27 protein-coding genes are annotated in these 26,380 nt (G+C 68.1%); 11 read left to right on the top strand and 16 right to left on the bottom strand.

Going from position 1 to position 26,380, the window contains the following annotated elements:
• The first annotated feature begins 20 nt into the window (after window positions 1-20).
• A complete protein-coding gene (locus J2W23_RS01525) occupies window positions 21-1,910 on the top strand; it encodes a YadA family autotransporter adhesin (protein ID WP_307647418.1) in 1,890 nt (629 codons plus the stop codon).
• 118 nt (window positions 1,911-2,028) lie between these two features.
• A complete protein-coding gene (locus J2W23_RS01520; protein WP_307647417.1) occupies window positions 2,029-2,403 on the top strand; it encodes a hypothetical protein in 375 nt (124 codons plus the stop codon).
• A 22-nt stretch (window positions 2,404-2,425) separates the two neighbouring features.
• Here the strand turns inward: J2W23_RS01520 and J2W23_RS01515 are convergent, their stop codons facing one another.
• The 4 genes from J2W23_RS01515 to J2W23_RS01500 all read right to left on the bottom strand — a co-directional run bounded on the left by J2W23_RS01515 (window position 2,426) and on the right by J2W23_RS01500 (window position 7,163).
• Entirely contained in the window at window positions 2,426-4,705 is a 2,280-nt protein-coding gene (locus J2W23_RS01515; RefSeq protein ID WP_307647416.1) for a glycoside hydrolase family 3 N-terminal domain-containing protein, read from the bottom strand.
• 95 nt (window positions 4,706-4,800) lie between these two features.
• Window positions 4,801-5,679, bottom strand: coding sequence for a bile acid:sodium symporter family protein (locus J2W23_RS01510; RefSeq protein WP_176658038.1), 879 nt, complete (start codon window positions 5,677-5,679; stop codon window positions 4,801-4,803).
• A gap of 103 nt (window positions 5,680-5,782) precedes the next feature.
• On the bottom strand, window positions 5,783-6,550 hold the full coding sequence (locus J2W23_RS01505) for a class II aldolase/adducin family protein (RefSeq protein WP_042580147.1): 768 nt from the start codon (window positions 6,548-6,550) through the stop codon (window positions 5,783-5,785).
• Between the two features lie 22 nt (window positions 6,551-6,572).
• Window positions 6,573-7,163: an HD domain-containing protein gene (locus J2W23_RS01500; protein WP_176658037.1), complete on the bottom strand. Its 591-nt coding sequence runs from the start codon at window positions 7,161-7,163 to the stop codon at window positions 6,573-6,575.
• 134 nt (window positions 7,164-7,297) lie between these two features.
• On the opposite strand from J2W23_RS01500, the gene J2W23_RS01495 reads away from it, so the two are divergent.
• Both J2W23_RS01495 and J2W23_RS01490 read left to right on the top strand, forming a co-directional pair.
• Window positions 7,298-8,020, top strand: coding sequence for a Crp/Fnr family transcriptional regulator (locus tag J2W23_RS01495; protein ID WP_307647415.1), 723 nt, complete (start codon window positions 7,298-7,300; stop codon window positions 8,018-8,020).
• Window positions 8,021-8,120: 100 nt separating this feature from the next.
• Complete coding sequence (locus tag J2W23_RS01490) at window positions 8,121-8,807, top strand: alpha/beta hydrolase (protein ID WP_176658035.1); 687 nt, start codon at window positions 8,121-8,123, stop codon at window positions 8,805-8,807.
• A gap of 12 nt (window positions 8,808-8,819) precedes the next feature.
• Here the strand turns inward: J2W23_RS01490 and J2W23_RS01485 are convergent, their stop codons facing one another.
• Complete coding sequence (locus J2W23_RS01485; RefSeq protein ID WP_307647414.1) at window positions 8,820-10,325, bottom strand: MFS transporter; 1,506 nt, start codon at window positions 10,323-10,325, stop codon at window positions 8,820-8,822.
• 3 nt (window positions 10,326-10,328) lie between these two features.
• Complete coding sequence (locus J2W23_RS01480; RefSeq protein ID WP_218104487.1) at window positions 10,329-10,880, bottom strand: GNAT family N-acetyltransferase; 552 nt, start codon at window positions 10,878-10,880, stop codon at window positions 10,329-10,331.
• 130 nt (window positions 10,881-11,010) lie between these two features.
• On the opposite strand from J2W23_RS01480, the gene J2W23_RS01475 reads away from it, so the two are divergent.
• Window positions 11,011-11,889, top strand: coding sequence for a LysR family transcriptional regulator (locus J2W23_RS01475; protein WP_176658033.1), 879 nt, complete (start codon window positions 11,011-11,013; stop codon window positions 11,887-11,889).
• 6 nt (window positions 11,890-11,895) lie between these two features.
• Here J2W23_RS01475 and J2W23_RS01470 read toward each other — a convergent pair whose 3' ends face one another.
• A complete protein-coding gene (locus J2W23_RS01470) occupies window positions 11,896-13,059 on the bottom strand; it encodes an ABC transporter substrate-binding protein (RefSeq protein WP_307647413.1) in 1,164 nt (387 codons plus the stop codon).
• An 85-nt stretch (window positions 13,060-13,144) separates the two neighbouring features.
• On the opposite strand from J2W23_RS01470, the gene J2W23_RS01465 reads away from it, so the two are divergent.
• Entirely contained in the window at window positions 13,145-13,615 is a 471-nt protein-coding gene (locus J2W23_RS01465) for an energy transducer TonB (protein ID WP_307647412.1), read from the top strand.
• Window positions 13,616-13,642: 27 nt separating this feature from the next.
• Here the strand turns inward: J2W23_RS01465 and trmB are convergent, their stop codons facing one another.
• The 4 genes from trmB to J2W23_RS01445 form a co-directional block, all read right to left on the bottom strand.
• Complete coding sequence (gene trmB, locus J2W23_RS01460; RefSeq protein WP_307647411.1) at window positions 13,643-14,404, bottom strand: tRNA (guanosine(46)-N7)-methyltransferase TrmB; 762 nt, start codon at window positions 14,402-14,404, stop codon at window positions 13,643-13,645.
• Complete coding sequence (gene gluQRS, locus J2W23_RS01455) at window positions 14,404-15,315, bottom strand: tRNA glutamyl-Q(34) synthetase GluQRS (RefSeq protein WP_307647410.1); 912 nt, start codon at window positions 15,313-15,315, stop codon at window positions 14,404-14,406. Before gluQRS ends, trmB begins: the two co-directional genes overlap by 1 nt.
• A gap of 12 nt (window positions 15,316-15,327) precedes the next feature.
• The gene (locus J2W23_RS01450; protein WP_307647409.1) at window positions 15,328-16,410 is read right to left on the bottom strand and encodes an NAD(P)/FAD-dependent oxidoreductase; all 1,083 of its coding nucleotides are present in this window, start codon (window positions 16,408-16,410) and stop codon (window positions 15,328-15,330) included.
• A gap of 96 nt (window positions 16,411-16,506) precedes the next feature.
• Entirely contained in the window at window positions 16,507-17,460 is a 954-nt protein-coding gene (locus J2W23_RS01445) for a LysR family transcriptional regulator (RefSeq protein WP_307647408.1), read from the bottom strand.
• A gap of 164 nt (window positions 17,461-17,624) precedes the next feature.
• Between J2W23_RS01445 and J2W23_RS01440 the strand changes: the two genes are divergently transcribed.
• From J2W23_RS01440 to J2W23_RS01420, 5 genes are all read left to right on the top strand, one after another.
• The gene (locus J2W23_RS01440; RefSeq protein WP_307647407.1) at window positions 17,625-18,326 is read left to right on the top strand and encodes a pirin family protein; all 702 of its coding nucleotides are present in this window, start codon (window positions 17,625-17,627) and stop codon (window positions 18,324-18,326) included.
• A gap of 42 nt (window positions 18,327-18,368) precedes the next feature.
• The gene (locus J2W23_RS01435) at window positions 18,369-18,821 is read left to right on the top strand and encodes a DoxX family protein (protein ID WP_307648044.1); all 453 of its coding nucleotides are present in this window, start codon (window positions 18,369-18,371) and stop codon (window positions 18,819-18,821) included.
• A 147-nt stretch (window positions 18,822-18,968) separates the two neighbouring features.
• A complete protein-coding gene (locus tag J2W23_RS01430; RefSeq protein WP_307647406.1) occupies window positions 18,969-19,520 on the top strand; it encodes a flavodoxin family protein in 552 nt (183 codons plus the stop codon).
• A 25-nt stretch (window positions 19,521-19,545) separates the two neighbouring features.
• Window positions 19,546-20,478 carry a pirin family protein gene (locus tag J2W23_RS01425; protein ID WP_307647405.1) on the top strand — a complete coding sequence of 311 codons (933 nt, stop codon included), beginning with the start codon at window positions 19,546-19,548 and terminating at the stop codon, window positions 20,476-20,478.
• Window positions 20,479-20,574: 96 nt separating this feature from the next.
• A complete protein-coding gene (locus tag J2W23_RS01420; RefSeq protein ID WP_307647404.1) occupies window positions 20,575-20,991 on the top strand; it encodes a hypothetical protein in 417 nt (138 codons plus the stop codon).
• Window positions 20,992-21,046: 55 nt separating this feature from the next.
• Here J2W23_RS01420 and J2W23_RS01415 read toward each other — a convergent pair whose 3' ends face one another.
• The 5 genes from J2W23_RS01415 to J2W23_RS01395 form a co-directional block, all read right to left on the bottom strand.
• Complete coding sequence (locus tag J2W23_RS01415) at window positions 21,047-22,615, bottom strand: tripartite tricarboxylate transporter permease (RefSeq protein WP_307647403.1); 1,569 nt, start codon at window positions 22,613-22,615, stop codon at window positions 21,047-21,049.
• Window positions 22,616-22,619: 4 nt separating this feature from the next.
• Window positions 22,620-23,141, bottom strand: coding sequence for a tripartite tricarboxylate transporter TctB family protein (locus J2W23_RS01410; RefSeq protein WP_307647402.1), 522 nt, complete (start codon window positions 23,139-23,141; stop codon window positions 22,620-22,622).
• A gap of 130 nt (window positions 23,142-23,271) precedes the next feature.
• Window positions 23,272-24,801 carry a sensor histidine kinase gene (locus J2W23_RS01405; protein WP_307647401.1) on the bottom strand — a complete coding sequence of 510 codons (1,530 nt, stop codon included), beginning with the start codon at window positions 24,799-24,801 and terminating at the stop codon, window positions 23,272-23,274.
• Complete coding sequence (locus J2W23_RS01400; protein ID WP_307647400.1) at window positions 24,764-25,468, bottom strand: response regulator; 705 nt, start codon at window positions 25,466-25,468, stop codon at window positions 24,764-24,766. Before J2W23_RS01400 ends, J2W23_RS01405 begins: the two co-directional genes overlap by 38 nt.
• Window positions 25,469-25,480: 12 nt before the next feature.
• Window positions 25,481-26,272 carry a sulfurtransferase gene (locus tag J2W23_RS01395; protein WP_307647399.1) on the bottom strand — a complete coding sequence of 264 codons (792 nt, stop codon included), beginning with the start codon at window positions 26,270-26,272 and terminating at the stop codon, window positions 25,481-25,483.
• Window positions 26,273-26,380: the final 108 nt, after the last annotated feature.

Raw genomic sequence — 26,380 nt, 5'->3', positions numbered from 1 at the left:
ACCGCAACAAGAAGGAAAGCATGAAACACAAGCGCGCAACGCGCGGCGCAGCCCTGGTCGGGCTGGCCGTCGCGCTCGGCTCCGGCGCGGGTCTCGGTCGTGCCCAGACCATCACCTGGGACCCGGCCAAGTCCAACCTCGGGATCGGTGCCGGCACGGGCATCACGGGCGTCACCGGCACCAACAACCAGGCGATGGGCACCAACACCGGCAACAACGTCAGCACCAAGTACAACCTGGCCATCGGCGACGGCGCAGGAACCAACGTGAGCGGCGACAACGCGAACCAGGCCATCGGCTTCCAGGCGGGCACCGACGTCAAGGGCGGCTGGAACCAGTCCTTCGGCCGCAGCGCGGGCGACAACGTCACGGGCAATCACAACAACGCGACGGGCTTTCACGCCGGCAGCGGCGTGACCGGCTCGGACAACAACTCGACCGGCACCAACGCCGGCATGACCGTCGCGGGCAGCAACAACAACGCCATGGGCAATGGCGCCGGCAGCAACGTCACGGGCAGCGACAACACCGGCATCGGCACCAACGCCGGCAACAACGTGACCGGCAGCAACAACGTGTCGATGGGCGAGGGCGCGGGCAACAACGTCGGCACCAACTGGAACCTGGCCATCGGCGAGGGCGCGGGCACCAACGTGTCGGGCAAGAACGCCAACCAGGCGATCGGCTACTACGCGGGCACCGACGTCAAGGGCGGCTGGAACCAGACCATGGGCCGCAGCTCGGGCGAGAACGTCACCGGCGACTACAACAACTCGACCGGCTACGCCGCGGGCCAGTTCGTCACCGGCAACCGCAACGACGCCACCGGCTCCAACGCCGGCCAGCACGTCACTGGCTCCGACAACGAGGCCTACGGCACCAGTGCCGGCGGCAACGTCACGGGCAACAACAACCAGGCCTACGGCAACAGCGCGGGCCGCGACGTGAACGGCAGCAACAACATCGCCAGCGGTGCGGGCGCCGGCGCGGGCGTCACGGGTTCGGGCAACCAGGCCTCGGGCCAGATGGCCGGCGCACAGGTCTCGGGCAACAGCAACATCGCGACGGGCCAGGGCGCGGGCGGCGGCGTGCAGGGCAACCGCAACCAGGCCTTCGGCGCGACGGCCGGGCAGGGCGTGACAGGCAACGACAACACCGCACAGGGCAACGGCGCCGGCCGGCGCGTGAGCGGCAACGCGAACATCGCCATCGGCAACGACGCGGGCATCTACGTGAACGCGAGCCAGACACTGTCGATCGGCACCTCGGCGCGCGCCAGTGCCGACAACGCGATGGCCATCGGCAGCGGCGCAGAGGCGCGGGCCGATTCGGGCATCGCACTCGGTGCCAACGCGCTCGTGCAGCACGCCAACAGCGTGGCGCTCGGCGCGGGCAGCGTGACCACGCGCGGCGCGCAAACCGGCTACGTGGCCACCGGCATGGCCGGGCTGCAGTCGTCGGCCGGCGAAGTGGCGCTGGGCAACCGCCAGGTCACCGGCGTGGCGCCCGGCAGCGCACCGACCGACGCGACCAACGTGGGCCAGGTGCAGGGCATGGTGCAGAACGGCGTGGCCTCGGCCAATGCGTACACCGACACCGTCGCGGCGCAGGGCCTGCCGTTCGGCAAGGCCTACACCGACCTCACGGCTGCGCGCCTGCAGAACGAGATCAGCGACAACGCACGCCGCTCGTATGCGGGCATCGCGGGCGTTGCCGCGATGGAAGCCGCACCGGTCGTGCCCGGCAAGGTCAGCTATGCCGTGGGCCTGGGCAATTTCCGCAGCGAGAACGCGATGGGCGGATCGCTGCGCCGCACTTCGGAAGACGGCCGCTACAGCGTCACGTTCGGCGCGGGAGTGACCAGCTCGGGCGTGGTGAGCCGGGTGGCGTTCACGGGCGTGTTCGATTGACAAGGCGTGAAAAGGCACCTGCGCATCGGTGCCTTCTCACGCAGGTCTAAGCAAGCTCTCACGGGCCTGTAAGTGGGCCGGCCTAGAGTGAAAAAACCAATCACTCCAGGAGACACCCATGAGAGTTCGTACCGTTGCCCTCTGCATCGCCGCCGCGCCGGCGCTGGTGCTGGCCTCGCTGGCGCATGCGAGCGGGTTCGCCGATCCCGACTATCCGCAGCCATCGCACTCGACCCAGTCGCGCGACGCGGTGGCCGCGGAGGCCATGCGCGCCAACAACGGCATCCACGCGACCGAGATCGCCGAATCGCAGGTGCAGCCGCAGGTCGCGGGCGCCGACCGCGCGCAGGTTCAGGCCGAGGCGGTGCGCGCCAACAACGCGATGCACCCGACCGAGATCCTCGAATCGCAGGTGCAGCCGCCGGTGGCGTCGGCGAACCTGTCGGCATCGACCACGCACGCAAGCATGGGCGCGGACCTGAACGGCCAGTGAGCCGCCCGGCTCACTGGCGGGGTCACTCGCGGGTCAATACGAAGCGCTTGCGGATGCCGCCCGCAGCCGAGGGCGCTACCCACAGGTCGAACTCGCCCGGCTCGACCACGGGCTTCATGTCGCGGCCGATGAATGCCATGTCGGCCGCGGCGAGCGTGAATTCGACCACCTTCGATGCACCCGGCTCGATGCGCACCTTCTGGAAGCCCTTGAGCTCGCGCACCGGCCGCGTCACGCTCGCGGCGCGTTCCGACAGGTAGAGCTGCACCACTTCCTCGGCCTCACGCATGCCGGTGTTGGTGACGGTGGCGCGCACGCGCAGCGTGTCGCCCATCGTCATGCGCTCTCGGCTCAGCTCGACGTCGTCGTAGCGCACGGGCGCATAGCCGATGCCGAAGCCGAAGGGGTAGAGCGCCTCGTTCGTCGCATCGACATAGCGCGTCTTGAACGACGTGCCCGGCGCGCCTTCGGGCGAGGGCCGGCCGGTGCGCTTGTGGGCGTAGTAGTAGGGCACCTGGCCTGCCGTCTGCGGAAAGCTCACCGGCAGGCGGCCCGAGGGGTTGAAGTCGCCGAACACCACGTCGGCGATGGCGTGGCCCGTCTGCACGCCGAGGAACCAGGTCACGAGGATGGCGCGCGCATTGCGCACCGCGCCCTTGAGCGCCATCGCGCGGCCGTTGCTCAGCAGCACGACCACCGGCTTGCCGGTGGCGGCCACGGCCTCAGCCAGGTCCTGCTGCGGCTGCGGCAGGCCGATGTCGCTGCGCGAGCGCGACTCGCCCGACATCTTCTGGCTCTCGCCGATGGCCAGCACCACCACGTCGGCATCGCGCGCGGCGGCCACCGCGGCCTCGATGCCGCCGGGCAGCGGCGATTCGACGTTCGAGCCGCGCGCGATCGTCAGGGACGAATCGGGTCCCAGCGCGGCGCGCAGCCCTTCGTCGATGCCGACCGGCGCCGACTGGCCGGGGAAAAGGCTCCACGATCCCATCAGGTCTTTCGTGCCTTCGGAGAACGGGCCGATCAGCGCGATCTTCGTGCCGGCCTTGGGCAGCGGCAGCAGCTTGGCTTCGTTCTTCAGCATGACGATGGAACGGCGCGCATCCTCGCGGGCGAGCGCGATGAACTCGGGGTTCTCGGTGCGCTTGGCAGCGGGTGGGCCGTCGAGGCCGCGGAAGGGGTCGTCGAAGAGGCCCAGCTTCTGCTTGACGTGCAGCACACGGCGCACTGCCTCGTCGAGCCGGGCCATCGGCACTTCGCCGGACGCCACGAGGTCGGGCAGGTGGCGCATGTAGAGCCCGCTCTGCATGCTCATGTCGGTGCCGGCCATGAAAGCCATCTTGGCAGCCTCGCGGCTGTTGGCGGCATAGCCGTGCTCGATGAGCTCCTCGTCGGCCGTGAAGTCGGAGACCACGAAGCCCTTGAACTTCCATTCGTCCCGCAGCACGCCGGTGAGCAGCGCGTGGTTGGCGGTCGAGGGGATGCCGCCGATCTCGTTGAAGGCGCTCATGACCGAGAGCGCGCCCGCGTCGATGGCCGCGCGGAACGGCGGCAGGTAGACCTCGCGCAGCGTGCGCTCGGAGATGTCGCTGCTGTTGTAGTCGAGCCCGCCTTCGGCCGCGCCATAGGCCGCGAAGTGCTTGGGCGTGGCGAGCATCGAATCGGCGTTCGAGAGGCTGCTGCCCTGGAAGCCGCGCACCCGCGCCGCCGCGAACTGGCGCGCGAGGTACGGGTCTTCGCCCACGCCTTCGAGGCCGCGGCCCCAGCGCGCGTCGCGGGCGATGTCGACCATCGGCGCAAAGGTCCAGCGAAAGCCATCGGCCGTGGCCTCGACCGCCGCCGCGCGCGTGGTGCGTTCGGCCAGCGCGGGCTCCCAGCTCGAGGCCTCGGCCAGCGGCATCGGGAAGATCGTGCGAAACCCGTGGATCACGTCGGCCCCGAAGATCAGCGGAATGCCCAGCCGCGATTCGCGCACCGCCACCTGCTGCAGCCGCAGCTTGCCTTCCAGGCCCGCGTTGTTGAAAAGGCCGGTGACGCGTCCGGCGCGCACGTCGGCTGTCTCCTGCTGGCCGTTGCGCCAGGCGGTCTGCGGGTTGTTGGGGATGTTGATGTCGGCGGGGCCGAAAAGGCTCAGCTGGCCGGCCTTTTCCTCGACGGTCATGCGCGCGATCAGCGACTCGATGCGCGCGTCCGCCACGTCGGCGGGCGCGGGGGCGGCCAGGCCAGAGGCGGCGAAGGCGGGGGGAAGAAAGCCGGAGGAGAGGGAGAGGAGGGCGGCGAGCGCCGCTTTTCGAACGTGCATGGCCTCCTATTCTGCAGACAACGCGCCCGGCCCCCGGCAAGCGGGTTTCCGTCGTGGCCGTAGGGCTATGTCTGACTCGGCGCTGCCCGTGCGCATCATCGTGCAGGCACAACGGCCGGCTGTCCGCGCCGCAGCAGCAACCATCCGAACAGCGGGGCCGTGATGTACATCACCACCGAGTAAATGGCAGCCGGCAGCGCGAGCGGAAAGCTCCCGAGCACGCTCACCGCGATGAAGATGGCGAGCGTGGAGTTGTGGATGCCGATCTCGTAGCTGATGGCGGTGGCGAGCGCTTTGTCCAGGCCCGCGGCGCGGCTCAGGTAGTAGCCCGCGAGCAGGCTCACGAGGTTGAAGAGCAGCACCGGAATGCCGATCTCCGCGAAGGTGGCGGTGATGGTCTTCCACTCGTTCGCGATGGCCAGCACCGTGACCACTGCAAGCACCACGGCGCTGAAGATCTTGGTGGGCTTTTCCATGCGTGCCGCGAAGCCGGGTTTGCGCGACGCCACGAACATGCCGATGGCCACTGGCACCAGCACGATGGCGATCACCTCCACCAGCTTGCGCGTCTGCAGCGGCACCACCTGGCCGCTCTGTGCGAAATGGTTGATTGCCCAGTTGGCGATGAGCGGCAGCGTGACGATCGAAAGCAGCGTGTTCACGGCCGTGAGCGAGATGTTCATCGCCACGTTGCCGCCGAACAGGTGCGAAAAGAGGTTCGCCGAAATGCCGCCCGGCGAGGCCGCCAGCAGCATGAGCCCGATGGCGAACACCGGCGAGAGCCCGAAGCCCACGATGATCGCGTAGCAGGCGAGCGGCAGGCCGATGACCTGCAGCACCAGCGCGATGGTCACCGCCTTCGGGTGCTTGAAGAGCCGCCGGAAGTCTTCGAGCGAGAGCGACAGCCCCAGCCCGAACATCACGAGCGCGAGCGCGCCGAACAGGAACCGGGTCACGATGAGCGTGGCGTCCATGGTTTGTTGTCTCCTCTTTGGTTCTTCTCTCTAAAAAAATGGCTGCCGGCACCCGTCGCGCGGGCGCTGGCAGCCGTGGAAACCGTCGATCGACGCGTCTGTCTTATTGCTTGTAGCTGTCGTCGATGCGGTCGAGTTTCCGGATCAGCGAAGGCCAGACGAACATGCCGCCGAGCCCGCCGCTTTGCACCTTCATGGCCTGGCCCACGCCATCGATGATCCTCGGGTCGACGTGCGTGAGTTCGCTGCCGCCCGACTGTGCCGCAATCTGGATCTGGCAGGTGTTCTCGAAGGTGTACATCGAAAGGAAGGCATCGGCAATGGTCTTGCCGCAGGTCAGCAGGCCGTGGTTGCGCAGCATGAGGAAGTTGGCGTGGCCCATGTCGGCCTGCAGGCGCGGCTTCTCGTCGTCGCGGAAGGCCACGCCTTCGTAGTCGTGGTACGCCAGCGAGGCCAGCACGAAGGTCGATTGCTGGCTGATGGGCAGCACGCCGTTTTTCTGCGCGCTCACCGCGATGCCGGCCTTGGTGTGGGTGTGCAGCACGCACTGGATGTCTTCGCGCGCGGCATGCACCGCGCTGTGGATCACGAAGCCGGCCGGATTCACCGGGTAGGGCGACTCGATGATCTTGTTGCACTGCTGGTCGACCTTCACCAGGCTCGATGCGGTGATCTCGTCGAACATCAGGCCGTAGGGGTTGATGAGGAAGTGATGCTCGGGGCCCGGCACGCGCGCGCTGATGTGCGTGAACACCAGGTCGCTCCAGCCGTAGAGCGCCACGAGGCGATAGCAGGCGGCGAGGTCGACGCGCAGTTGCCACTCTTCGGCGGAGACGAGCTTCTGGATTTCGGATTGGGAGTTTGCGTTCATGGTGTGGGTCCTTTGTGTCGGGTCAGGCCGTGGCCGGCTCTTTCAGCACGGTCTTGTAGATGCTTTGCTTGGGCTGCGCCATCAACCGGCGCAGCATGGGCTCGAATTCGCTGATCGGCAGGGTCTCGGCCTTCGGGTCGAAGGCAGGGTTGTCGTAGAGCGCGCAGAACTCGGCGGTGCGCTCGTAGTGCGGGCTGGCCTTGAAGTTCTCGCGCATGTCCCGGTCCAGGCCGATGTGGTGAAAGAAGTAGTGGCCCTGGAAGATGCCGTGGTGCTGCACCATCCAGTGGTTGGCTTCGCTCACGAAGGGCTTGAGGATCGCGGCGGCGATGTCGGGGTGGTTGAAGCTGCCGAGCGTGTCGCCGATGTCGTGCAACAGCGCGCACACCACGTACTCCTCGTCGCGGCCGTCGCGCAGGGCGCGGGTGGCGGTCTGCAGCGAGTGGGTGTAGCGGTCGACCGGAAAGCCGCCGTAGTCGCCTTCGAGAATCTGCAGGTGCTTGATCACGCGTGCGGGCAGGCCGCCCGCGAACTGCATGAACTCGCCGCCGATCAGTTGCCAGTCTTCGCGCGTGCTTTCCTGCATGCTCGTGAAACCTGCGCGTTCGCTCATCGTGTCGTCTCCGCTTTTTGGGTCTGTGGGTGTGCCGGCCACTGTAGACCTGCACTTGACGCTCAACTGTCAAGAATTTGACAATGCGGGGTGCTGGTAAACCCCTGTGTCCACAGGCAACCAAGCGTTCTCCCATGCCTCCTTCCACCAAGCCGCGACTCTCCGCCTCGCACCGTGCCGCGCTGGAGGGCAACCCGTGGTTCACCAGCATGCCGCGCGCGCAGCGCGACGCGCTGGTGGGCGCGGCCGAACTCATCCACGTGCGGCGCGGCGCGATGATCTTCCGGCAGGGCGATCCGATCCAGGCTGCGGGGGCAGGCTTCTACGGGCTCGTGGCGGGCACGATCAAGATCTCGTCGCTGCGCCAGGACGGGCGCGAGGCCATCCTCGCGGTGCTGGAGCCGGGCAACTGGTTCGGCGAGATCACGCTGATCGACGGCTCGCCGCGCACGCACGATGCGACCGCGCTCGAAGCGCTCGACCTGTTGGTGGTGTCGCCCGAAGCCTTCGCGCGGCAGATGCGCGACGTGGTGTTCTCCAACGCCATCGGCGCGATGCTCGCGGCGCGGGTGCGAATGCTTTACGGCCTCGCGGAAGACGCGACCTTGCGCAGCTTGCGCGCGCGCGTGGCGCACCGGCTGCTGGTGCTCGCGCGCGGCGATGCGACGCAGTCGGTGCACCTGCGGCACAGCCTCCAGCTGCCGCAGGAAGCGCTCGCGATGATGCTCGGCGTGACGCGCCAGACGCTCTCGAAGGAACTCAATGCGCTGGCGGGCGAAGGCGTGGTTGCGCTGGGCTACGGACGCATCGAATTGCTGTCGCTCGACGCGCTGCAGCGGCTTGTCAGTACGGGCTGAATGGGCGTCACCGAAAAAGCATGCGAGGCGGCGTATAAGAACGTCCCGCCTTGCCATGTTGGCGTGGCGGCATTTTGTTTTCACAGGGAGTATTCAAATCATGAGCAATAAACCGACGGTCGTTCTGGTCCATGGTTTCTGGGGTGGTGCGGCGCACTGGAGCAAGGTCATCGTGGAGCTTTCGCGCAAGGGCCACACAGGCATTCGCGCGGTCGAACTGCCGCTGACCTCGCTGGCCGACGACGCCGAGCGCACACGCAAACTGGTGGCGCAGGTGCCGGGCCCGGTGCTGCTGGTGGGCCACTCGTACGGCGGCGCGGTGATCACGCAGGCGGGCGATCTGCCCAACGTGGTCGGGCTGGTCTACATCGCGGCCTTCGCGCCCGATGCGGGCGAGAGCCCAGGCGCGATCACGCAGGAACATCCGCCGGTCGCGGTGCCCAACCTCGCACCCGACAGCGACGGCTACCTCTGGGTCAAGCCCGAGAAATTCCACGAGAGCTTCTGCCAGGACCTGACGGCCGAAGAAGGGCTGGTGATGGGCGTGACGCAGAAGGCGCCGCTGGCCAGCACCTTCGGCGACGCCATCACGGCGCCGGCCTGGAAGAAGAAGCCCTCGTGGTATCAGATTTCCAGCGACGACCGCATGATCGCGCCGGCCAACCAGGAGCGCATGTCGGCGCGCCTGGGCGCACGCAAGGTCATCACGCTGGCCGCGAGCCATGCCTCGCTGGCGTCGAAGCCGGTGGAGGTGGCAGCGCTGATCGACGAGGCGGCGAACGGCTGATGCGTTGACGGCTTACGCGCAGCGCGGCTTCGCGCTGCGCCTGCCCAGCATGGCCACCGAGCACGCAGCCGCGATGACGATCGCCACGGCCACAGCCATCACCGCGAAGAAGGCCTGATCGAAGGCCGTGTGCGCGAGCGCCACGAGCTGCGTGCCGATCTGCGTGGGCAGCGTCTCGGCTGCGAGCAACGCGCCGTCGATGCCGTCGCGGGCCGAGGCCGGCACCGCGAGCGTGTCGGGAATGGCCAGCGTGGCCGTGTAGGTCGACGAGAGCACGCTGCCGAGCAGCGCGATGCCGAGCACGCCGCCCAGTTCGTACGACACCTCCTCGATCGACGCGGCCATGCCGGCATGTTCGGCCGGCGCGTTGTTCATGATCGCGTTCGAGGCCGCCGTGATGGTCGCGCCCACGCCGAGGCCCAGCAGCACCAGCACCGAGAGCTTGAGCACGCCCGTCGCATCGACGGCCAGCGCGAGGCCGCACAGCGAGAGCGCGGTGGCCAGCAGGCCGCCGAGGATCAGCGGACGCGAACCGGTGCGGGGCAGCACCATGCCCGCGAGCGGCCCCGCCACGAAGGCGGCGAGCGGCACCGGCAGGATCGCCAGGCCCGCCTGAAGCGGCGAGAGGCCGGTCACCAATTGCAGCCGCTGGCTGAACACCAGCTCGACGCCGATCAGCGCCACCGAGGCCACGATGGCCGCGATCACGCCGCCCGAGAAGTAAGGGTCGCGGAACAGACGGAAGTCGACCAGCGGGCTCGCGCTGCGCCGCTGGCGCCGCACGAACAGCGCCATGGCCAGCAGGCTCAGCGCGCCGCTGACGCCCATCGCCAGGCCGGAGGGCTCGGGCTTGGCGAATTCCTTGATCGCCAGCACCAGGCAGACCAGGGCCACGAACACCTGCACCGAGCCGATGACGTCGAAGGGCTTCGGGCGCGTCGTGCCGTTCGCGCGCTGGCCCGGCAGCAGCCAGGCGCCGAGCGCCAGCGCGAGCACGACCACCGGCACGTTGATGAGGAACACGGAGCCCCACCAGAAGTACTCGAGCAGCACGCCGCCGACCACCGGGCCGAACGCGGCGCCGCCCGAGGCGACCGAGGCCCAGACGCCGATGGCGACCGCGCGCTCGCGTTCGTCGGCGAAGGCCAGCCGGATGATGGCCAGCGTGGCCGGCATCATCATCGAGGCGCCCACGCCCAGAAGGCCGCGCGCCGCGATCAGCGCCGCGGGGCTGCCGGCATAGGCGGCGCACAGCGAGGCTACGCCGAACACGACGAGGCCCGCGAGGAACATGCGCTTGTAGCCCACGCGGTCGCCGAGCGCGCCCATGCCGAGCAGGAAGCCAGACACCACCACCGTGTAGGCGTTGACGATCCAGAGCTTCTCGGACGAGGAGGCCGCGAGGTCGTGCGTGAGCGTGGGCAGCGCGGTGTAGAGCACGGTCATGTCGACCACGATCAGGAGCAGCGCCATCGAGACGATCACCAGCGTGATCCATTTCCTGAACACGGGATTCATCGTTCAGGCCTCCAGCTCTTTGAGCATCGTGACCGAGACCGGCGCGCAGCCGCGCGCTTCGAAGAAGCGGTGCGCGCCCTGGTTGCCGATGCCGCTTTCCAGGAACAGGCGCGCGATGCCGCGTCCGCGCAGTTCGGCGCAGACCCAGTCGAACAGCCGGCCGCCGACGCCGGCAGACTGGAACGGCGCATCGACCACGAGGTCGTCGAGCGTGGCAAAGGTGCGCGCGGCGAGCCGGGTCTCGTCGATGGACACCAGCGCGATGGCGGCCAACGCGTCGCCGGCGTGCGCGGTTGCGATCAGCGAATGAGCCGTGGCCTGTGGCAGCGCGAGCGTCTCGCGGAGTTCCGCGCGCAGCACTTCGGGCAGGTCGCGGCGCCATTCGCCGGGCGCGACGGCGCGTGCGCCCTGCAGCTCGGAGTGCGAGATGTAGCGGGGGCTCAATTGGCGCATGAACAGCGCGGCGATGGCTGCCTCCTGCGCGGGGTCGTGGCACCAGTTCAGGGCCAGCGGTGTGGTGGGGATGCGGGGCATCGCGAGACGGGAGATCGGCATGCGAACGGGACTTTTCTTTTTCAGGGACGGGGCAAGGTCGCCTCGCCTGGATTGCCGATGTTGCTTCAATAGAATGGATGAATAAAGATGAAACCCATCTGATAAATAGATGGATGAAAAAGGAAGCGCCATGGAATGGACCGTCGACCAGTTGCGCCAGTTCGTCACCACCGCCGACTGCGGCTCGTTCTCCGCGGCCGCGCGCCGGCTCGGCAAGGCGCAGTCGGCCGTGAGCACCGCCATCGGCCTGCTCGAGGCCGACCTTGGCGTGGCGCTGTTCGACCGCTCGCGCCGCAATGCGCAGCTCTCCGAAGCCGGGCAGGTGCTGCTGCTCGAAGCGCGCGAGCTGCTGCGCCAGGCCGAGCAGCTCGACCAGCGCGCGCGTTCATTGCACGAGGGCAACGAGGGCGCGCTCTCGATGGCCTTCGACGAGGCGCTGCCGTACACCGCCATCGCCACGCTGCTGCGCGAGATATCGGTGAAGTTTCCGAGCCTCGAACTCACGCTGCTCAACGGCACCGCCACCGAGGTGGCCGACTACGTGGAGCAGGAGCGCGCCAGCCTGGCCTTTCATTTCGACCGCGGTCCGGCGCGGGCCAGCTTCGAGCTGCGCCGCATCGGCAGCGTGCCGCAGGGCGTGTTCGTGGCGGTCGACCATCCGCTGGCCGACGGCCGCACCGTGCGGCGCAAGGACCTCGTCGGGCATCGGCAGCTGCTGATGCATGCGGACGACGTGCACGAGGTGGCCTACAGCCCGCGCGTCTGGCGTTCCGACAGCTTCTACAGCACGGCCGAGATGGTGGCCGACAAGCTCGGATGGGCCGTGCTGCCCGTCAACATCGCGCACTACGAGGGCTACCGCCAGGCCTTGAAGGAGGTGCCGTGTCCCGCGTTGGCGCTGCCACGGCTGTCGGTGCGCATGCTGTGGCTGCAGGGGCGGCCGCTCGGCGCGACGGCGCTGTACGTGCAGCAGCGGTTTGCCGAGCTGCTGCTCGACAGCGCCGCCTGAATTCCATCAGCGCAGCACGCGCCCGTCCGCCGAGATGCTGATCAGGTCGATGCTGCGCACGTTGTCGCGCAGCCCCGGGCGAAGGTTGATGCGGAAGCCGCCCACGTCGTAGTCGGTCATCGCGGTCATCGTGCGCTGCAGCGTCGCGGTGTTGAAGCCGCGGCCCGCACGGCGCACCGCTTCGCCCACGGCCTTGGCGGCGATGAAGCCTTCGAGGCCTTCGTACGAGGCGGTCTGGTCCGAGTTGTCGACCGCCGCGAGGTATTCCTTGACGATCGGAATGGCCGACGGCCGGGGCGACGGCACCACTTGCGAGATCACGATGCCGCCGATGTCCTTGCCCAGCTCCGCGTAGAGCGGATCGATGCCCACGATCGAGAAAGCCATGAAGTTGCCCGTATAGCCGCTCTTGCGGAGCTTCCGGATGGCGCTGGCGGTGGTGCCCGAGAGCGACACCAGCACGATCGCCTGGGGCGACTGCTTCTGCACTTCTTTCAGCGCGGCATCGAGCTTGTCGCCGCCCGCGGGCACCAGCGCGCTCGCGACCAGCGGCGTGAGCTTGAGTTCGGTGATGGCCTGCTGCACGGCCGCAAGGCCGGCGCGGCCCATGGCGTCGTCGTCGCCCACCAGCGCCACGCGCGTCTGCCCCACGGTGGCGCACTGGCGCACGATCTTGAGGGCCTCGTCGATCATGCCGGGCCGCACATGGAACACATTGGGATGCTCGGCGCCGCGCAGGTTGTCGGAGGCTGCGAACGGCGCAAAGAGCAGGCTGCCCTGCTGCGTGGCGACGTTCGCGCCGGCCTCGCTGCTGGCGGTGCCGACGAAGCCGAACAGCAGGTCGGCCTTCTGGGCGCCGAGCAGGGTGCGCGCGTTGGCGGTGGCGCGTGCCGCGTCATAGCCGTCGTCGAGTTGCACCAGTTTCAATTGCAGCCCGGTGGTGGCGTTGCGCGCGTTGAAGTCGCTCACCGCGAGCCGGCTGCCCGCCGCGAAGGCGCTGCCGATCTCGGAAGCACTGCCCGTCAGCGGCACCGATTGCCCAAGCAGCACGACGCGCGGCGCACCGCCGGTTCGCGTCTGCGCCGAGACCCCGTGGGTCATGCCGATGCCGCCTCCCAGCAGCAGCGCGCCGTACGCCTTGCCCAGCCATTCCCTGCGTGACTTGTTCATCTGGACACCCTTTTACTTACAGTAGTAAAAAAGTGTAGCAATATCGAGGCCAGGGCGATAGGCGGGCCTGCTACAGAATTGCCCTATGAAATTTGCTTTTCGCTGGGGTGGTTTGGGGGTGTTCATCGCACTCGTGGGATGCGCCGTGCCGCCGCGCGACGTGGTCGAAATCGCGGTGCCGGCGGAGCCCGCCCCATCCCCGCAGGAGCCGGCGTCGGCGATGATTGCCGCGCCGCCCACCGTGGGGGCAGGCCGCCTCGATCCGCCCGCAGCGACGCCCGCCATCGCGGCGACGGCGGTGATCCGTGAGCGTCGCATTCCTGCATATCCCACCGTACTGGCGGAAGAGGGCGTCGAGGGCCAGGTGATCGCGGTGTTCTACGTCGGCACCGAAGGCCGGGCCGAGGACGTCCGCATCGAGAGGTCGCCGCACCCGCTGTTGTCGAAGGCGGTGACCGATGCGCTCAAGGAATGGCGTTTCGATCCGGCGCGCTCGGCGGACGGACGCCCGGCGCGCACCCGGATGCGCTTGCCGTTTCGCTTCCAGACCGAGTAGCGGACTTTTTCTTCTTCTTCTTCTTCTTCAGGCGCGTTCGAACACCAGGTCCCACACGCCGTGGCCGAGCTTGATGCCGCGGTTCTCGAACTTGGTGAGCGGCCGGTATTCCGGCTTCGGCGCATAGCCTTCGGCCGTGTTGCGCAAGAGCGGTTCGGCCGACAGCACCTCGAGCATCTGCTCGGCGTAGGGCTGCCAGTCCGTCGCGCAATGGATGTAGCCGCCGGGGCGCAGGTGCTGCGCCAGCTTGGTCACGAATTCGGGCTGGATCAGCCGGCGCTTGTTGTGGCGTTTCTTGTGCCACGGGTCCGGAAAGAACACATGCACGCCGGCCAGCGTGCCGGGCTGCAGCATGTGGTCGAGCACGTCGACCGCGTCGTGCGCGCAGATGCGGATGTTCGGGATCGACTGCTCGCCGATGCGCTTGAGCAGCGCACCCACGCCGGGTTCGTGCACCTCGCAGCAGAAAAAGTTGGTCTCGGGCCGCACCGTGGCGATGTGCGCGGTGGCCTCGCCCATGCCGAAGCCGATCTCCAGCACCGTGGGCGCGGCGCGGCCGCCGAAGGCCGCCGTCAGGTCGAGCGGCTCGGGCGCGTAGGGAATGAGAAACAGCGGGCCCAGCTCGGAAAAGGCCCGCGCCTGGCCGTCGGTGGTGCGGCCGGCGCGCTTCACGAAGCTCTTGAGGCGGCGGTGCAGCGGATGCGGCTTGTTGCTGGCGTCGCCGGCGCTGTCTTCTGCGTTGTCGTCGCTGGGCGGGAGGTCGTGGGGCACGGTGTCGGGAAAGGTCATTACGGCCGCGAATTGTAGAGAGCGCGCCATTCGGGGACCCAGCCGGCCAATGCGGCCGCACAGGACGTGGCCGTTGTGGGGCCGAGGCCGAGCACGCGCGCCGCTGTATCGAGCGCGGCCAGCGCGGCTTCTGGCGTCGCGGTGTCGATGGGCGTGGCGCCGTTCTGCTTGGAGAGCTTGTCGCCATCGGCGCCGCGCACCAGCGGCGTGTGCAGGTAGCCGGGCATCGGCAGGCCGAGCGCGCGCTGCAGCAGGATCTGGCGCGCGGTGTTGTCGGCCAGGTCCTCGCCGCGCACCACGTCGGTCACGCCTTGCTCGGCATCGTCGACGACCACGGCGAGTTGATAGGCCCAGGGGCCATCAGCGCGGCGCAGCACGAAATCGCCGACCTCGCGGCTGACGTCCTGGTGCTGTTCGCCCAGGCGGCGGTCGGTCCAGCGGAGTTCGCCCGGCTGTGCCGATTCGAACTTCTCGGTGGCAAAGCGCCAGGCCCGCGCGGGCTTGCCATGCAGGCCGTCGCGGCAGGTGCCGGGGTACACGCGTTCGCCATGCCGTTCGTGCCGATGGCCGAGCCGGGCGAGCGCGATGTCGATGTCCTTGCGCGAACAGCCACAGGGATAGGCGAGGCCGAGGGCCTGCAGCTTCTGCAGCGCCGCCTCGTAGTGCGCGGTGCGCTGCGTCTGCCACACAGGCGTTTCGTCGGGCAGCAGGTGGCAATCGGCAAGCTGCCGCAGCATGTGTTCGCCCATGCCGGGCAGGCAGCGCTCGGTGTCGGCGTCCTCGATGCGGATCAGCCAGCGCGCCTGCGGACCGCGGGCGCGCACGTCGAGCCAGCTTGCGAGCGCAGCCACCAGCGAGCCGGCGTGCAGCGGGCCGGTGGGCGAGGGCGCGAAACGGCCGGTCTCACGCATCCCGCGGATCGATCAGATCACCGCAAGCGCCAGCGAGAGGCCCGAGAGGAACGCGTCTTCCACCCGGTGCCCGGTGCACCAGTCGCCGGCCACGCCGATGCGGGCCTTGGCATCCCACAGGTGCGTCTTGCCCACGGGCACCTGCGTCTGCGCTTCGGCCCAGCAGCGCGTCTGCGCGTGCGAAGGAACTGCGTGGATGCCGGTGATCTCGGCGAAGGCGCGCAATAGCTTGGCTTCGACGCGCGGCGCGTCGTCGCGCAGGTGTTCCTGCGACCAGGTGGCGCTGGCCTGCAGCGTCCAGCGCTCGATGCGTTCACGGCCGGGCTTGGACGATTCGCGCGCAAGCCACGCCACGCGGTGATGGGTGCTGCGCGCGGCATTCCACTGCGGACCGAGGTGAGACATGTTGGCCTGGTTGGCCTGCGGGAACGCGATCATCAGCGTCCAGCAGGGTGCGATGCGCACCGGCTCGATCTTCTGGCTGATGGCGGCCGAGAGCTTGCCGTCTCCCAGCAGCACGCGGGTGCGCGAGGGCGGCACGGCGAGCAGCACGGCGTCGAAGCCCGAGTACACATGCTGCGAATCGTCTTCGCCCGCGGTGCGCAGCTGCCAGCGCTTGGGGTCGAGCGCATCGGGCTCGATCTGCGTGACCTGCGTGCTTGTGATGAGGTTGCCGGCCAGCGGCGCGGCCCAGTAGGCGACCAGCGCGTCCATGCCGGGCTGCGCGACCCAGTGCGACTCGCGGCCCGGCAATGCCGCTTCGGCCACGCGGCCATGGGCGTCGAGCACGCGCACGAGGTTGGCGCTCCAGGGGCGGCAGAGGCTGGGCGTGGCTTCGAGCGCCAGCGCAAAGCGCGGATCGCGCACGGTGAAGTACTGCGCGCCGCTGTCGAAACGGCCGAAGGCGGTGTCGATGCTCGCCATGCGGCCACCGGGTGCGGCTTCGCGTTCGAACACCGTGACCTTGTGGCCCGCCTGCACCAGCGTTCGTGCAGCAGCCACCCCGGCGATGCCGGCGCCGACGACGGCGTAGTGGCGAGGGGTGGAGGGGGTTCGGTGGCGGTCGGTCTGCTTTGCAGTTGCGCGAGTGGTCATGACGGACTCTTTTCTTTTGACAGGGAGACGATGAATGTGTCCGCACTCTACATCGGTCTGCAGGGGCGGCCGGGCGCGCGCGCCTCAGGGCTTTCCTCAACGTCCCCGATGGCGCTCGAGCAGCGCGCGCCGCGTGGCCTCGTGCTCGAACTGCGCGAGCCACCATTCGAGCGCGCGCCCCGGGCCGCCCGCGCTGCGCACGCGCCATGCGCAATGCATGGTGCCCAGCGGCGGCGTGCGCTCCGTCTTGCGCTCGATGAGATGGCCCGCCTCGATGTACGGCCGCGCCATCGGCTCGGGCAGGAAGCCGCCGCCCAGCCCGTGCAGTTGCGCGGCCAGCTTGAACTGCATGCTCGGCACGGCGAGCACGTCCTGCCCGCCGACCAGGTTCACCGTCATGCTCGGCCCGCTGCGCACCGAGTCGGCCGCCGCGACCGCGCGGTACTGGCGCAGCACTTCATCGGTCAGCGGCTCGGGCAGGCGCGCGAGCGGATGGTGCGGCGCCACTGCGTACACGAAGCGCAGTTCGCCGATGGGCCGGCTGCGGATGCCCGTGGCGGTGAAGGCGAGGCTCGCGGCATCGAGCACCGCGCCGATGGCGAGATCGGCCTCGCCGCTGGTCAGCGCCTCGATGGTTCCGAGCAGCGTTTCGTCGCGCAGCTTGAGCCGCGTGGGCGGATCGAGCGCGAAGAAGGCGGTGGCCAGGTCGAGCAGCGGATCGCGCGCGATCACGCTGTCGACCGCGATGGTCAGCATTGGCTCCCAGCCCGTGGCCACGCGCTTCACGCGATTGGCCACGGCGTCGATTTCATTGAGCAGGCGCGCCGATTCGCGCAGCAGCTCGGCGCCGGCCTCGGTGATGCGCGCCTGGCGCGCGCTGCGGTCGAACAGCAGCACGTCGAGCGCGTCTTCGATCTGCCGAACCCGGTAGCTCAGTGCGCTGGGCACGAGGTTGAGCGTGCGTGCCGCGCCGGCGAAGCTGCCGGTGTTGGCCACGGTCTGCAGCATGGCGAGGGCGTCGGGGGTCAGTACGTCTCTGGCGCTGGGCATGGCGGCTCCATCGATTGATCAAAAAATTTGAATGATGCCATCAAAACCAGACGCTTTTCCCTCGGGGGCACGGGCCTAAAGTTCTTCACATCCGCTGCGCATCCGGCGCGGCATACGAAGAAGGCCAGAACATCCCCACGGGGAACGGCCAAAGGAGTTCTACGATGTTGCAAGTCCGTAAATCACAAGAACGCGGTTATGCCGACCATGGCTGGCTGCGCTCGTTTCACAGCTTTTCTTTTGCCGGTTACTACGACCCGGCCCACATGGGTTTCGGCAACCTGCGGGTGATCAACGAAGACCGCGTGGCGGCGGGCGCCGGCTTCGGCACCCACGGCCACAAGGACATGGAAATCATCAGCTACGTGCTCTCGGGCGAGCTGGCGCACAAGGACAGCATGGGGAACATCGAATCCATCCCGCCGGGCGACGTGCAGCGCATGAGCGCCGGCCGCGGCGTGATGCACAGCGAGTTCAACCACAAGAAGGACGAGACCACGCACTTCCTGCAGATCTGGATCGAGCCCAACGTGCGCGGCATCGCTCCCGGCTACGAGCAAAAGCAGTTCAGCGATGCCGAGAAGCGCGGCAAGCTGCGCCTGGTCGCCTCGCCTGACGGCAGCGACGGTTCGGTGAAGGTGAATGCCGATGCGCGCCTCTTCGCCGGGCTGCTCGACGGTGAAGAAAAAGCCAGCCTGGCGCTCGACCCGGCGCGCAAGAGCTACGTGCACCTGGTGCGCGGCGAGCTCGAAGTGAATGGCCAGAAGCTCGTGGGCGGCGACGCCGCGATGCTCGAAGGCGAATCGCAATTGACGCTGGGCGCCGGCAAGGATGCCGAAGTGCTGGTGTTCGACCTGACCGCTTGATCCACCGCCGGGCGCCTGTCGCCCGGCTTTTTTCTGTTCCCCCTGTATTTCCTTCAACAACCCGAGGAGTTCTCAACCATGGCAACCACCACCCCCACCAACTCGGCGCAGGACATCCTGGCGCTGATCGGCCGCATCCTGGTCGCGTACCTGTTCATTCCCGCCGGCATCGGCAAGCTCATGGGCTTTGGCGGCACCGTGGGCTACATCAGCTCGGTGGGGTTGCCGTTGCCGGAAGTGGGCGCCGTGATCGCCATCGTGGTCGAACTGGGCCTGGGCATCGCGCTGCTGCTGGGCTTCAAGACCCGATGGACCGCCATTGCGATGGCGATCTTCACCGTGGCCGCCGCGCTGTTCTTCCACAAGTACTGGTCGGCGCCCGATGCGATGAAGATGATGCAGCAGATCAACTTCAACAAGAACATCGCCATCGCCGGTGGCCTGCTCGCGTTCGCCGCCTTCGGCCCCGGCCGCTTCAGCATCGATAAAAAATAAGCTCTCCCCCAGGCTTCGCGCACTTCGTGTCGCTTCGCCAACCCCCACCGGGGGCAACACCTGAGGCCCGGCAAAGCCGGTTCCTCGGTGTTCCGCGAAAAAGGCATCCGCCACCACTGACCATCGTTTCACTCAGGAGATCATCCAATGGCAAACATCGTTGTCGTCTTCCATTCCGGCTACGGCCACACCCAGCGCATTGCGCAAGCCGTGGCCGAATCTGCCGGCGCGCAATTGCTCGCCATCGACGCCGATGGCAACCTGCCCGAAGGCGGCTGGGAAACGCTGGCCGCGGCCGACGCCATCGTTTTTGGCTCACCGACCTACATGGGCGGCGTGAGCTGGCAGTTCAAGAAGTTCGCCGATGCGTCGTCGAAGGTCTGGTACACGCAGGGCTGGAAGGACAAGCTCTTCGCCGGCTTCACCAACAGCGCCACCATGAACGGCGACAAGGTCACGACCATGTCCTACCTCTGGACTCTCGCGATGCAGCACAGCGGCATCTGGGTCAGCATGGGCATCCTTCCGACCAACAACAAGGCGGCCACGCGCGAGTCGATGAACTACGTGGGCGGCTACGGCGGCCTGCTGACGCAATCGCCCTCGGACGCGAGCCCGGCCGAGATGTTCAAGGGCGACTTCGACACCGCCCGCGCATTCGGCGAGCGTATTGCGGCAGTGGCAAGATCGCGCGCTTAAAACCCAGCCACCCACGGAGCCCACGATGACCGACACCCCCGCCCAGACTCAGTTGTCCCAACTGCTGCGACCGCACGACAAGGACCTGGGCGGTGGCTTCAACGTGAGGCGCCTCCTGCCCGCGGCGCAGCGCCGCTCGGTCGGACCTTTCGTTTTCTTCGACCACTTCGGGCCGGCCACCGAGAAGCCCGGCACCGAGCACGACGTGCGGCCGCATCCGCACATCGGCCTCGCGACGGTCACCTATCTTTTCGAGGGCGCGATGATGCATCGCGACAGCCTCGGCAGCGTGCAGGAGATCCAGCCCGGCGCGATCAACTGGATGACCTCGGGGCGCGGCATCGTGCACTCCGAGCGCAAGCCCGAGCGCCTGAAGGCCGACACCTACGTGAACCACGGCCTGCAGCTCTGGGCCGCCTTGCCGCAGGCGCATGAAGAGGTCGAGCCCAGCTTCGAGCACACGGCCGCCGATGCGATTCCCGAGCTGGTGGAGCAGGGCGTCCATGTGCGCGTGCTGGTGGGCGAGGCTTTCGGCCGGCGCTCGCCGGTGAAGACCCTGACCCAGACCGTGTACCTCGACATCGCGTTGCCGGCAGGCGCCCGCTTCGAGCTGCCCTCGCTGGCGCCCGAGCTGGCCATCTACGCCGTCGATGCCGATGCGCGCGTCAACGGCGAGGCCGTTCCCGCGCACACGATGGCGGTGCTGCCCGACGGGCAGGGCGCGGTGCTGACATCCGATGCGGCCGTGCGCCTGATGGTGATCGGCGGCGAGCCGCTCGACGGTCCGCGCTACATCACCTGGAACTTCGTTTCGAGCCGGCGCGAGCGCATCCTCGAAGCCGGTGCCGACTGGGCCGCACAGCGCATGGGCCATGTGCCCGGCGAGACCGAATTCATTCCGCTGCCAGGCAAGCCCTTCGGCGTGCGCGAGCCGGATACGGGCACCACGCCCGCTTGAGCCCGCCGTTCACGCGCGGGTAGTAAGCTGCGCCCCGCAAGCGGCGATCGAGGGGATCGCCGCCCTTCACGACATCCCAGAAAGGGAGCGAGGCACATGGCAGTTTTCCGAACCCCCGAGGTTGCACCGGGCGAATACGCCGATCTTTTCGAGTTCCTGATGAAGGAGCTGAAGCTCTTCAAGCGGCAGCTGGTGATCATGCTCAAGCATGTGCAGACCGGCGAATCGATGGTCTACGAACAGGCCTGGTACGACTTCCACCTGAAGGACCGCATCACCCACCTGCTCAAGACCGACGACTACGACGCTGTCGCCCAGTTGCCGATCAACAAGAAGGGCCAGACCGGCATCTACATCGAGACCCGCTATGTGAAGAGCGGCAAGCTCGTCGGCCTGCAGCTCGTGGAGGCCCGGCCGCACGAGGGCGGGCGCTACGTCGGCCTCACGCCCGCGGTGGTGTTCACCGATGCCGACGGCGAACGCATGTTGCCGTTCGCGCAGAAGCTCAAATAGAGGAGCTCAAATGAAAAAAGGGCCCGACTGAGCGGGCCCTTTTTCTTGGGTTGGCTTACTTGCCGCCGAGCGAGATGGCCTCTGCAGGCGGCGCACCATCGGGCGCCTTCGGCAGTTCGATCATCGCCTTGCGGCTGCTGCGACCGCGCCATGCCGAATAGCCCACGCCGAGCAGCAGCAGCACGCACAGGCCGATGAAGGTGCCGCTGATCGGACGCGTGACGAACACCGACATGTCGCCGCGCGAGAGCAGCAGCGCGCGGCGGAAGTTCTCCTCCACCATCGGCCCGAGCACGAAGCCCAGCAGGATCGGCGCGACCGAGAACTCCAGCGTCATCAGCACCGCGCCGACGATGCCGAACACCAGCACTTCCCAGATCTGGAAGAGGCTGTTCTGCGTGCTGTAGACGCCCGTCGCAATGAAGAACATCGCGGCAGGGAACAGGTACTTGTAGGGCACCTTCAGCAGCTTCACCCACACGCCGATCATCGGCACGTTCAGGATCACCAGGATCACATTGCCGATCCAGAACGAGGCGATCAGGCCCCAGAAGATGTCCGGATGCTCGGTGATGAGCTGCGGGCCGGGCTGGATGCCCTGGATCAGCAGCGCACCGAGGATCAGCGCCATCACGGCGTCGCCCGGAATACCCAGGCTCATCGTCGGGATGAAGTCGACCTGCGTCTTCGAGTGGGCCGAGGCCTCGGGGCCGGCCACGCCTTCGATCATGCCGGTGCCGAACTTGTCGGGCGTCTTCGACACCTTGCGCTCCAGCGCGTAGGCGATGAAGGTGGTGATGGTCGGGCCGGTGCCGGGCATGGCGCCGAACACGGTGCCGACGATGGTGCCGCGGATCATCGCGGGGAAGGCGCGCTTCAATTCTTCCTTGCTCGGGCGCATGTCGCTCAGCTTGAGCGTGCCGGTGTCGCCGATGGCCTTCATGCGGTTCACGTTGAGCAGGAAGTCGGCCACGCCGAAGAGGCCCATCGAGATGGCCACCAGCTCCAGGCCGTCGCTCAGCTCGGGCAGGCCGAAGGCGAAGCGGAAGCTGCCGCTGTTCACATCGGTGCCGACCACGCCGCACAGGAGGCCGAAGATCGTCATCGCCACACCCTTGAGCGGCGAGCCGCGCGACATGGTCGAGCCCGCGAGCAGGCCCAGCAGCATGATCGAGAAGATCTCGGTCGGGCCGAACTTGAACGCGATCTGCACCAGCAGCGGCGAGGCGAAGATCATCACGATGATGCCGACCGATGCCGCGAAGAACGAGGCGATCATCGTCACCCCGAGCGCGACGCCGCCCTTGCCCTGCTTGGTCATCGGATACCCATCGAGGCACGTCACCGCATGCGGCGGGTGCGAGGGCATGTTCATCAGGATGGCGCCGATGGCACCGCCGTACTGCGAGCCGTAGAAGATGCCCGCCAGCATCAGGATCGCGGGCACCGGGTGCATCGCGTAGGTGAGCGGCAAGAGGATCGAGATGGCCTGCAGCGCGCCCATGCCCGGCAGCACGCCGATGAGGTTGCCCACCAGCACGCCGAAGAACGACCACAGGAGATTGGAGCCCTGGAACGCGACACCGAAGCCGAACCAGAGGTCGTGGAGCGATTGACCGATCATGGCTTCAGCCTCCCCACTGGAACAACGGCAGCTGCAGCTTCAGCGCCCACCAGAACACCACCACCGCGATGAAGCACATCGCGAGCGCCAGGAGCAGCGCCTCGGTCAGCGTGTTGTCGCGGTCACCGAGCGCCGAGATGAACACGATGGCAAAGGTCGCCGGCAGCAGGCCGCCGTATTCGCCCAGCAGCAGGAACGACAGGATGCCCGCGATGATGCAGATGCCACCGCGCAGGTCGGGCATGCCGCCCGGATGGCCGTGCGAAGCGGCCTCTTCGCCGCTCGAGGGCTTGTCGCCGCGCGCGGACAAGGCGATGAGCAGGCCGGTCAGCGCGAGCAGGCCGCCGAGCGCCACCGGAAAGAAGCCCGGTCCCATGTGCGCCAGCTCGCCGACGCGGTAGCCGACACCGGCATAGACGGCCGCGAGGCCAATGACCACGAGCAACGCGCCGCCGTAGTAATCCTTCTTGAATTGGGGTGCGGGCCGAAGCGCGTGCGAGGCCGGATCTTCACCGTGCGGGTGCATTGAGTCTCCTTCGATTTGGAAGGAGCGCAGTCTAGGAATCGGGGCTTTCAATCGCCTTTCGACGAAGGCTTCGGAGGGCTCGCGAAGCTCAAAATACGTGTAATTGCTTACAGCGCTACCCGCGAAAACCCTAAGAGGAACCGGCCGCCAGCGGCAGCTTCAGGATCGCGCGGAGGCCGCCGCCGTTGGTGCTCTCGGGCATGTCGGCGGCGTCGAGTTCGATCTCGCCGCCGTTGCGTCGCGCATAGCTGCGCGCGATGGTGAGGCCCAGCCCCGCGCCCTGCGTGGCGGCGTGGGTGGACGGGTCGCGGTGAAAGCGCTCGAACACGCTGTCGCGCCGCTCGGGTGCGATGCCGGGGCCGCTGTCGCACACCTCGGCCAGCGCATGCGAGGCCTCGCGCCGCACGGTCACTGTGATGTTGCCGCCGCGCGGCGTGTACTTGATGGCGTTGTGCACCAGGTTCGCGAGCGCCTCGTGCAGTTCGGCGGCGTTGGCCCTGACGGGGAGTACCGGGGCCTGGTCCTCGGTCTCCGATTCGGCGCGTGCATCGACCCAGCCCAGGTCCTGGTCATGCTCGTGGGCGAGCGGCAGGTACTGCAGCACCACGCCGCGCGCGATGTCGCTGAGGTCGGCGACAGCCGGCTCGGCGCCCGCGATCTCGTCTTCGGTGGTGGCATGCGCGAGCGACAGCAATTGCTCGCTGAGGCGCCGCGTGCGCGCCAGCTGCGCGACGATGGCATGCAGCGATTCGCGCATGCGCTCGGGGTCGGTCTCGCGCACCGCGTAGCCGGCTTGGATCGACAGGATGCTCAGCGGCGTGCGCAACTGGTGCGAGGCGTCGGCCAGAAACTGCGACTGCTCCGCCACCATGCGCCGGTGGCCCGCGATGTGGTGGTTGACGGCGTCGACCAGCGGCACCACTTCCTGAGGCACGCCGCTCGCGTCCAGCGGCTTGAGGTCGTCGCGTCGGCGCTCGCGCAGCGACCGGCGCAGGCGCTCCAGCGGCCGCAGCGTCCAGGCCACGCCCAGCCACACCAGCAGGGCCACCACCAGGATCATTCGCGTGTCGCGCAGCAGTTCCTGCTTGAGCGATTCGGTCTGGGCCTGCAGCCGCGGACCGGTGCCCTCGGCGGCCTGGATCAACACGCTCCAGCCGTCGCCGGGATGCTTGGTGTCATAGACGGTCTGGCGCAGCGCGGCCACGCGCACCGGGTGCTGCTCGTGCACCGCGTCGTAGAACACCGGCGTGCCGTCGGGCGGCGTTTGCGCGGGGCGGGGCAGGCCGGGCACGCCCATGAGCGTGGTCTCGGGCGCATTGGCGTCGAGCGCCTCGCCCTTGGGGATGCGCTGCACGCCGACGTGCAGGTACTTGTAGCGCAGGTGCGTGGACTCGAACATCGCCTGCACCGAGAAGGCCTCCTGCACCCGCACGCTGCCGTCGCTCGCGACCACGATGCCGTTGGCCAGCGCCTGCACCGGTTCGAGCAGGCTCTGGTCGTAGGCGACCACCAGGGAATCGGTGAGCGTGCGGTAGTCGTTCCAGCTGTCCAGCGCCAGCAGCGCGACGATGCCCGGCAGCAGCAGCGCGAGCAGGCGCGCGCGGATGCCGAAGCGCTGCGGTTCAGCCCTCGGTGGGCGGGACGGAGCCTGGGGGTCCATCGGCAATGCCCTCGAGCATGTAGCCCAGCCCGCGCACGGTGACGATGCGCACGTCGCTGTCCGCGAGCTTGCGCCGCAGGCGGTGCAGCACCACCTCGATGGCGTCGGGGCCCGCGGTGCTGTCGTTGGTGAACACCTTGGCGAAGAGCTGCGACTTGCCGACCGGCGCGCCGCTGCGCATCAGGAGCGCGGTGAGTGCCGCTTGCTCCCGCGGCGTGAGCGACAGCAGCGTGCCGCGCAGCGTGAAGGCGTGGCTCTCGCTGTCGTACGAGAGCGAGGCGCACTGCAGCCGCGGATGCTGCTTGCCGCGGCTGCGCCGCACCAGCGCCGCAAGGCGCGCCTCGAGCTCGACCAGCTCGAAGGGTTTGGTGAGGAAGTCGTCCGCGCCCAGGTTGAGGCCGCGCACCCGGTCCTGCAGCGCGCCTTGCGCGGTGAGGATGAGCACGGGCGTGCGGTCGTCGGCATCGCGCATGTCGGCCAGCACGCTCAGGCCGTGCTTGTCGGGCAGGCGCAGGTCGAGAACGATGGCGTCGTATTCGGTGCCGGCCATGAAGGCCTCGGCGGTGCGCGCATCGGGCGCGTGGTCGGCGACGAAGCCGCTCTGGGTCAACGCCCGGATGAGCCACGAGGCCATGTCCAGTTCGTCTTCCACCAGGAGGATGCGCATGACGGTTGCCGGTTATTTCTTCAGGCCGCGGCCCAGGTCGATGTCTTCGGACGCGCGTGCGCTGGCATCGGCCGCGCGCGCGCTCAGGTCGGGCGCCAGCGCGCGCCGGCCGTCGAACACGAAACAGTCGCCGTGGTAGTGCGCGCCGCCGACTTCCTCGAAGTACTTGAGGATGCCGCCTTCGAGCTGCAGCACATGCTCGACGCCTTCTTCGCGCATCAGGATCGCGGCCTTCTCGCAGCGGATGCCGCCGGTGCAGAAGCTCACCACGGTCTTGCCTTCGAAATCGGCGCGGTGCGCCTTGAGCGCGGGCGGGAATTCGGTGAACTTGGTGATGCGCCAGTCGATCGCGCCGTCGAAGGTGCCTTCGTCGACTTCGAAATCGTTGCGCGTGTCGAGCAATGCGATCTCGCGGCCCTCGTCGTCGTGGCCCTGGTCGAGCCAGCGCTTGAGGGTGAGGGCGTCGACACCGGGTGCGCGGCCGGCCGCAGGCTGGATGGCCGGGTGGTCCATGCGGATGATCTCGCGCTTGAGCTTGACCAGCATGCGGCGGAAGGGCTGCGTGGCGGACCAGCTTTCCTTGGTCTCGAGGTCGGCGAAGCGCGCATCGGTCCGCAGGTCGGCCAGGAAGGCATGGATCGCATCGGCGGGGCCTGCCAGAAACAGGTTGATACCTTCAGGCGCCAGCAGGATGGTGCCCATGAGGCCCAGGGCCTGGGTGCGGGCACGCAGGTCTTCACGCAGCACGGGGCTGTCGTCTATGGCCACGAATTTGTAGGCCGCGATATTCAGAATCTCTTGCACGGGGCGCGATTCTAGGTGCCGCCGGGCCGCCCCAAGGCACCGAGCCTCCCCCTTGGGGGTGGCGAAGCACACGAAGTGGCAAGCCGGGGGGCCAATTCAGGGATAGCC

Source organism: Variovorax boronicumulans, from assembly GCF_030812215.1.
Lineage (GTDB): Bacteria > Pseudomonadota > Gammaproteobacteria > Burkholderiales > Burkholderiaceae_C > Variovorax > Variovorax boronicumulans_C.
Note: the sequence above shows the minus strand (reverse complement) of the source record. Positions and strands in the feature narration are given on the sequence as shown.

Excerpts from the sequence above, each read along its gene's own strand:
- J2W23_RS01480 (WP_218104487.1), bottom strand. The coding sequence starts at position 10,880 with ATGCCGATCTCCCGTCTCGCGATGCCCCGCATCCCCACCACACCGCTG.
- J2W23_RS01415 (WP_307647403.1), bottom strand. The coding sequence starts at position 22,615 with ATGATCGGTCAATCGCTCCACGACCTCTGGTTCGGCTTCGGTGTCGCG.
- J2W23_RS01440 (WP_307647407.1), top strand. The coding sequence starts at position 17,625 with ATGTTGCAAGTCCGTAAATCACAAGAACGCGGTTATGCCGACCATGGC.
- J2W23_RS01510 (WP_176658038.1), bottom strand. The coding sequence starts at position 5,679 with ATGGACGCCACGCTCATCGTGACCCGGTTCCTGTTCGGCGCGCTCGCG.
- trmB (WP_307647411.1), bottom strand. The coding sequence starts at position 14,404 with ATGACCTTTCCCGACACCGTGCCCCACGACCTCCCGCCCAGCGACGAC.
- J2W23_RS01490 (WP_176658035.1), top strand. The coding sequence starts at position 8,121 with ATGAGCAATAAACCGACGGTCGTTCTGGTCCATGGTTTCTGGGGTGGT.
- J2W23_RS01470 (WP_307647413.1), bottom strand. The coding sequence starts at position 13,059 with ATGAACAAGTCACGCAGGGAATGGCTGGGCAAGGCGTACGGCGCGCTG.
- J2W23_RS01405 (WP_307647401.1), bottom strand. The coding sequence starts at position 24,801 with ATGGACCCCCAGGCTCCGTCCCGCCCACCGAGGGCTGAACCGCAGCGC.
- J2W23_RS01515 (WP_307647416.1), bottom strand. The coding sequence starts at position 4,705 with ATGCACGTTCGAAAAGCGGCGCTCGCCGCCCTCCTCTCCCTCTCCTCC.
- J2W23_RS01450 (WP_307647409.1), bottom strand. The coding sequence starts at position 16,410 with ATGACCACTCGCGCAACTGCAAAGCAGACCGACCGCCACCGAACCCCC.
- J2W23_RS01420 (WP_307647404.1), top strand. The coding sequence starts at position 20,575 with ATGGCAGTTTTCCGAACCCCCGAGGTTGCACCGGGCGAATACGCCGAT.
- J2W23_RS01525 (WP_307647418.1), top strand. The coding sequence starts at position 21 with ATGAAACACAAGCGCGCAACGCGCGGCGCAGCCCTGGTCGGGCTGGCC.
- J2W23_RS01410 (WP_307647402.1), bottom strand. The coding sequence starts at position 23,141 with ATGCACCCGCACGGTGAAGATCCGGCCTCGCACGCGCTTCGGCCCGCA.
- gluQRS (WP_307647410.1), bottom strand. The coding sequence starts at position 15,315 with ATGCGTGAGACCGGCCGTTTCGCGCCCTCGCCCACCGGCCCGCTGCAC.
- J2W23_RS01505 (WP_042580147.1), bottom strand. The coding sequence starts at position 6,550 with ATGAACGCAAACTCCCAATCCGAAATCCAGAAGCTCGTCTCCGCCGAA.
- J2W23_RS01495 (WP_307647415.1), top strand. The coding sequence starts at position 7,298 with ATGCCTCCTTCCACCAAGCCGCGACTCTCCGCCTCGCACCGTGCCGCG.
- J2W23_RS01475 (WP_176658033.1), top strand. The coding sequence starts at position 11,011 with ATGGAATGGACCGTCGACCAGTTGCGCCAGTTCGTCACCACCGCCGAC.
- J2W23_RS01445 (WP_307647408.1), bottom strand. The coding sequence starts at position 17,460 with ATGCCCAGCGCCAGAGACGTACTGACCCCCGACGCCCTCGCCATGCTG.
- J2W23_RS01520 (WP_307647417.1), top strand. The coding sequence starts at position 2,029 with ATGAGAGTTCGTACCGTTGCCCTCTGCATCGCCGCCGCGCCGGCGCTG.
- J2W23_RS01425 (WP_307647405.1), top strand. The coding sequence starts at position 19,546 with ATGACCGACACCCCCGCCCAGACTCAGTTGTCCCAACTGCTGCGACCG.
- J2W23_RS01465 (WP_307647412.1), top strand. The coding sequence starts at position 13,145 with ATGAAATTTGCTTTTCGCTGGGGTGGTTTGGGGGTGTTCATCGCACTC.
- J2W23_RS01400 (WP_307647400.1), bottom strand. The coding sequence starts at position 25,468 with ATGCGCATCCTCCTGGTGGAAGACGAACTGGACATGGCCTCGTGGCTC.
- J2W23_RS01485 (WP_307647414.1), bottom strand. The coding sequence starts at position 10,325 with ATGAATCCCGTGTTCAGGAAATGGATCACGCTGGTGATCGTCTCGATG.
- J2W23_RS01430 (WP_307647406.1), top strand. The coding sequence starts at position 18,969 with ATGGCAAACATCGTTGTCGTCTTCCATTCCGGCTACGGCCACACCCAG.
- J2W23_RS01500 (WP_176658037.1), bottom strand. The coding sequence starts at position 7,163 with ATGAGCGAACGCGCAGGTTTCACGAGCATGCAGGAAAGCACGCGCGAA.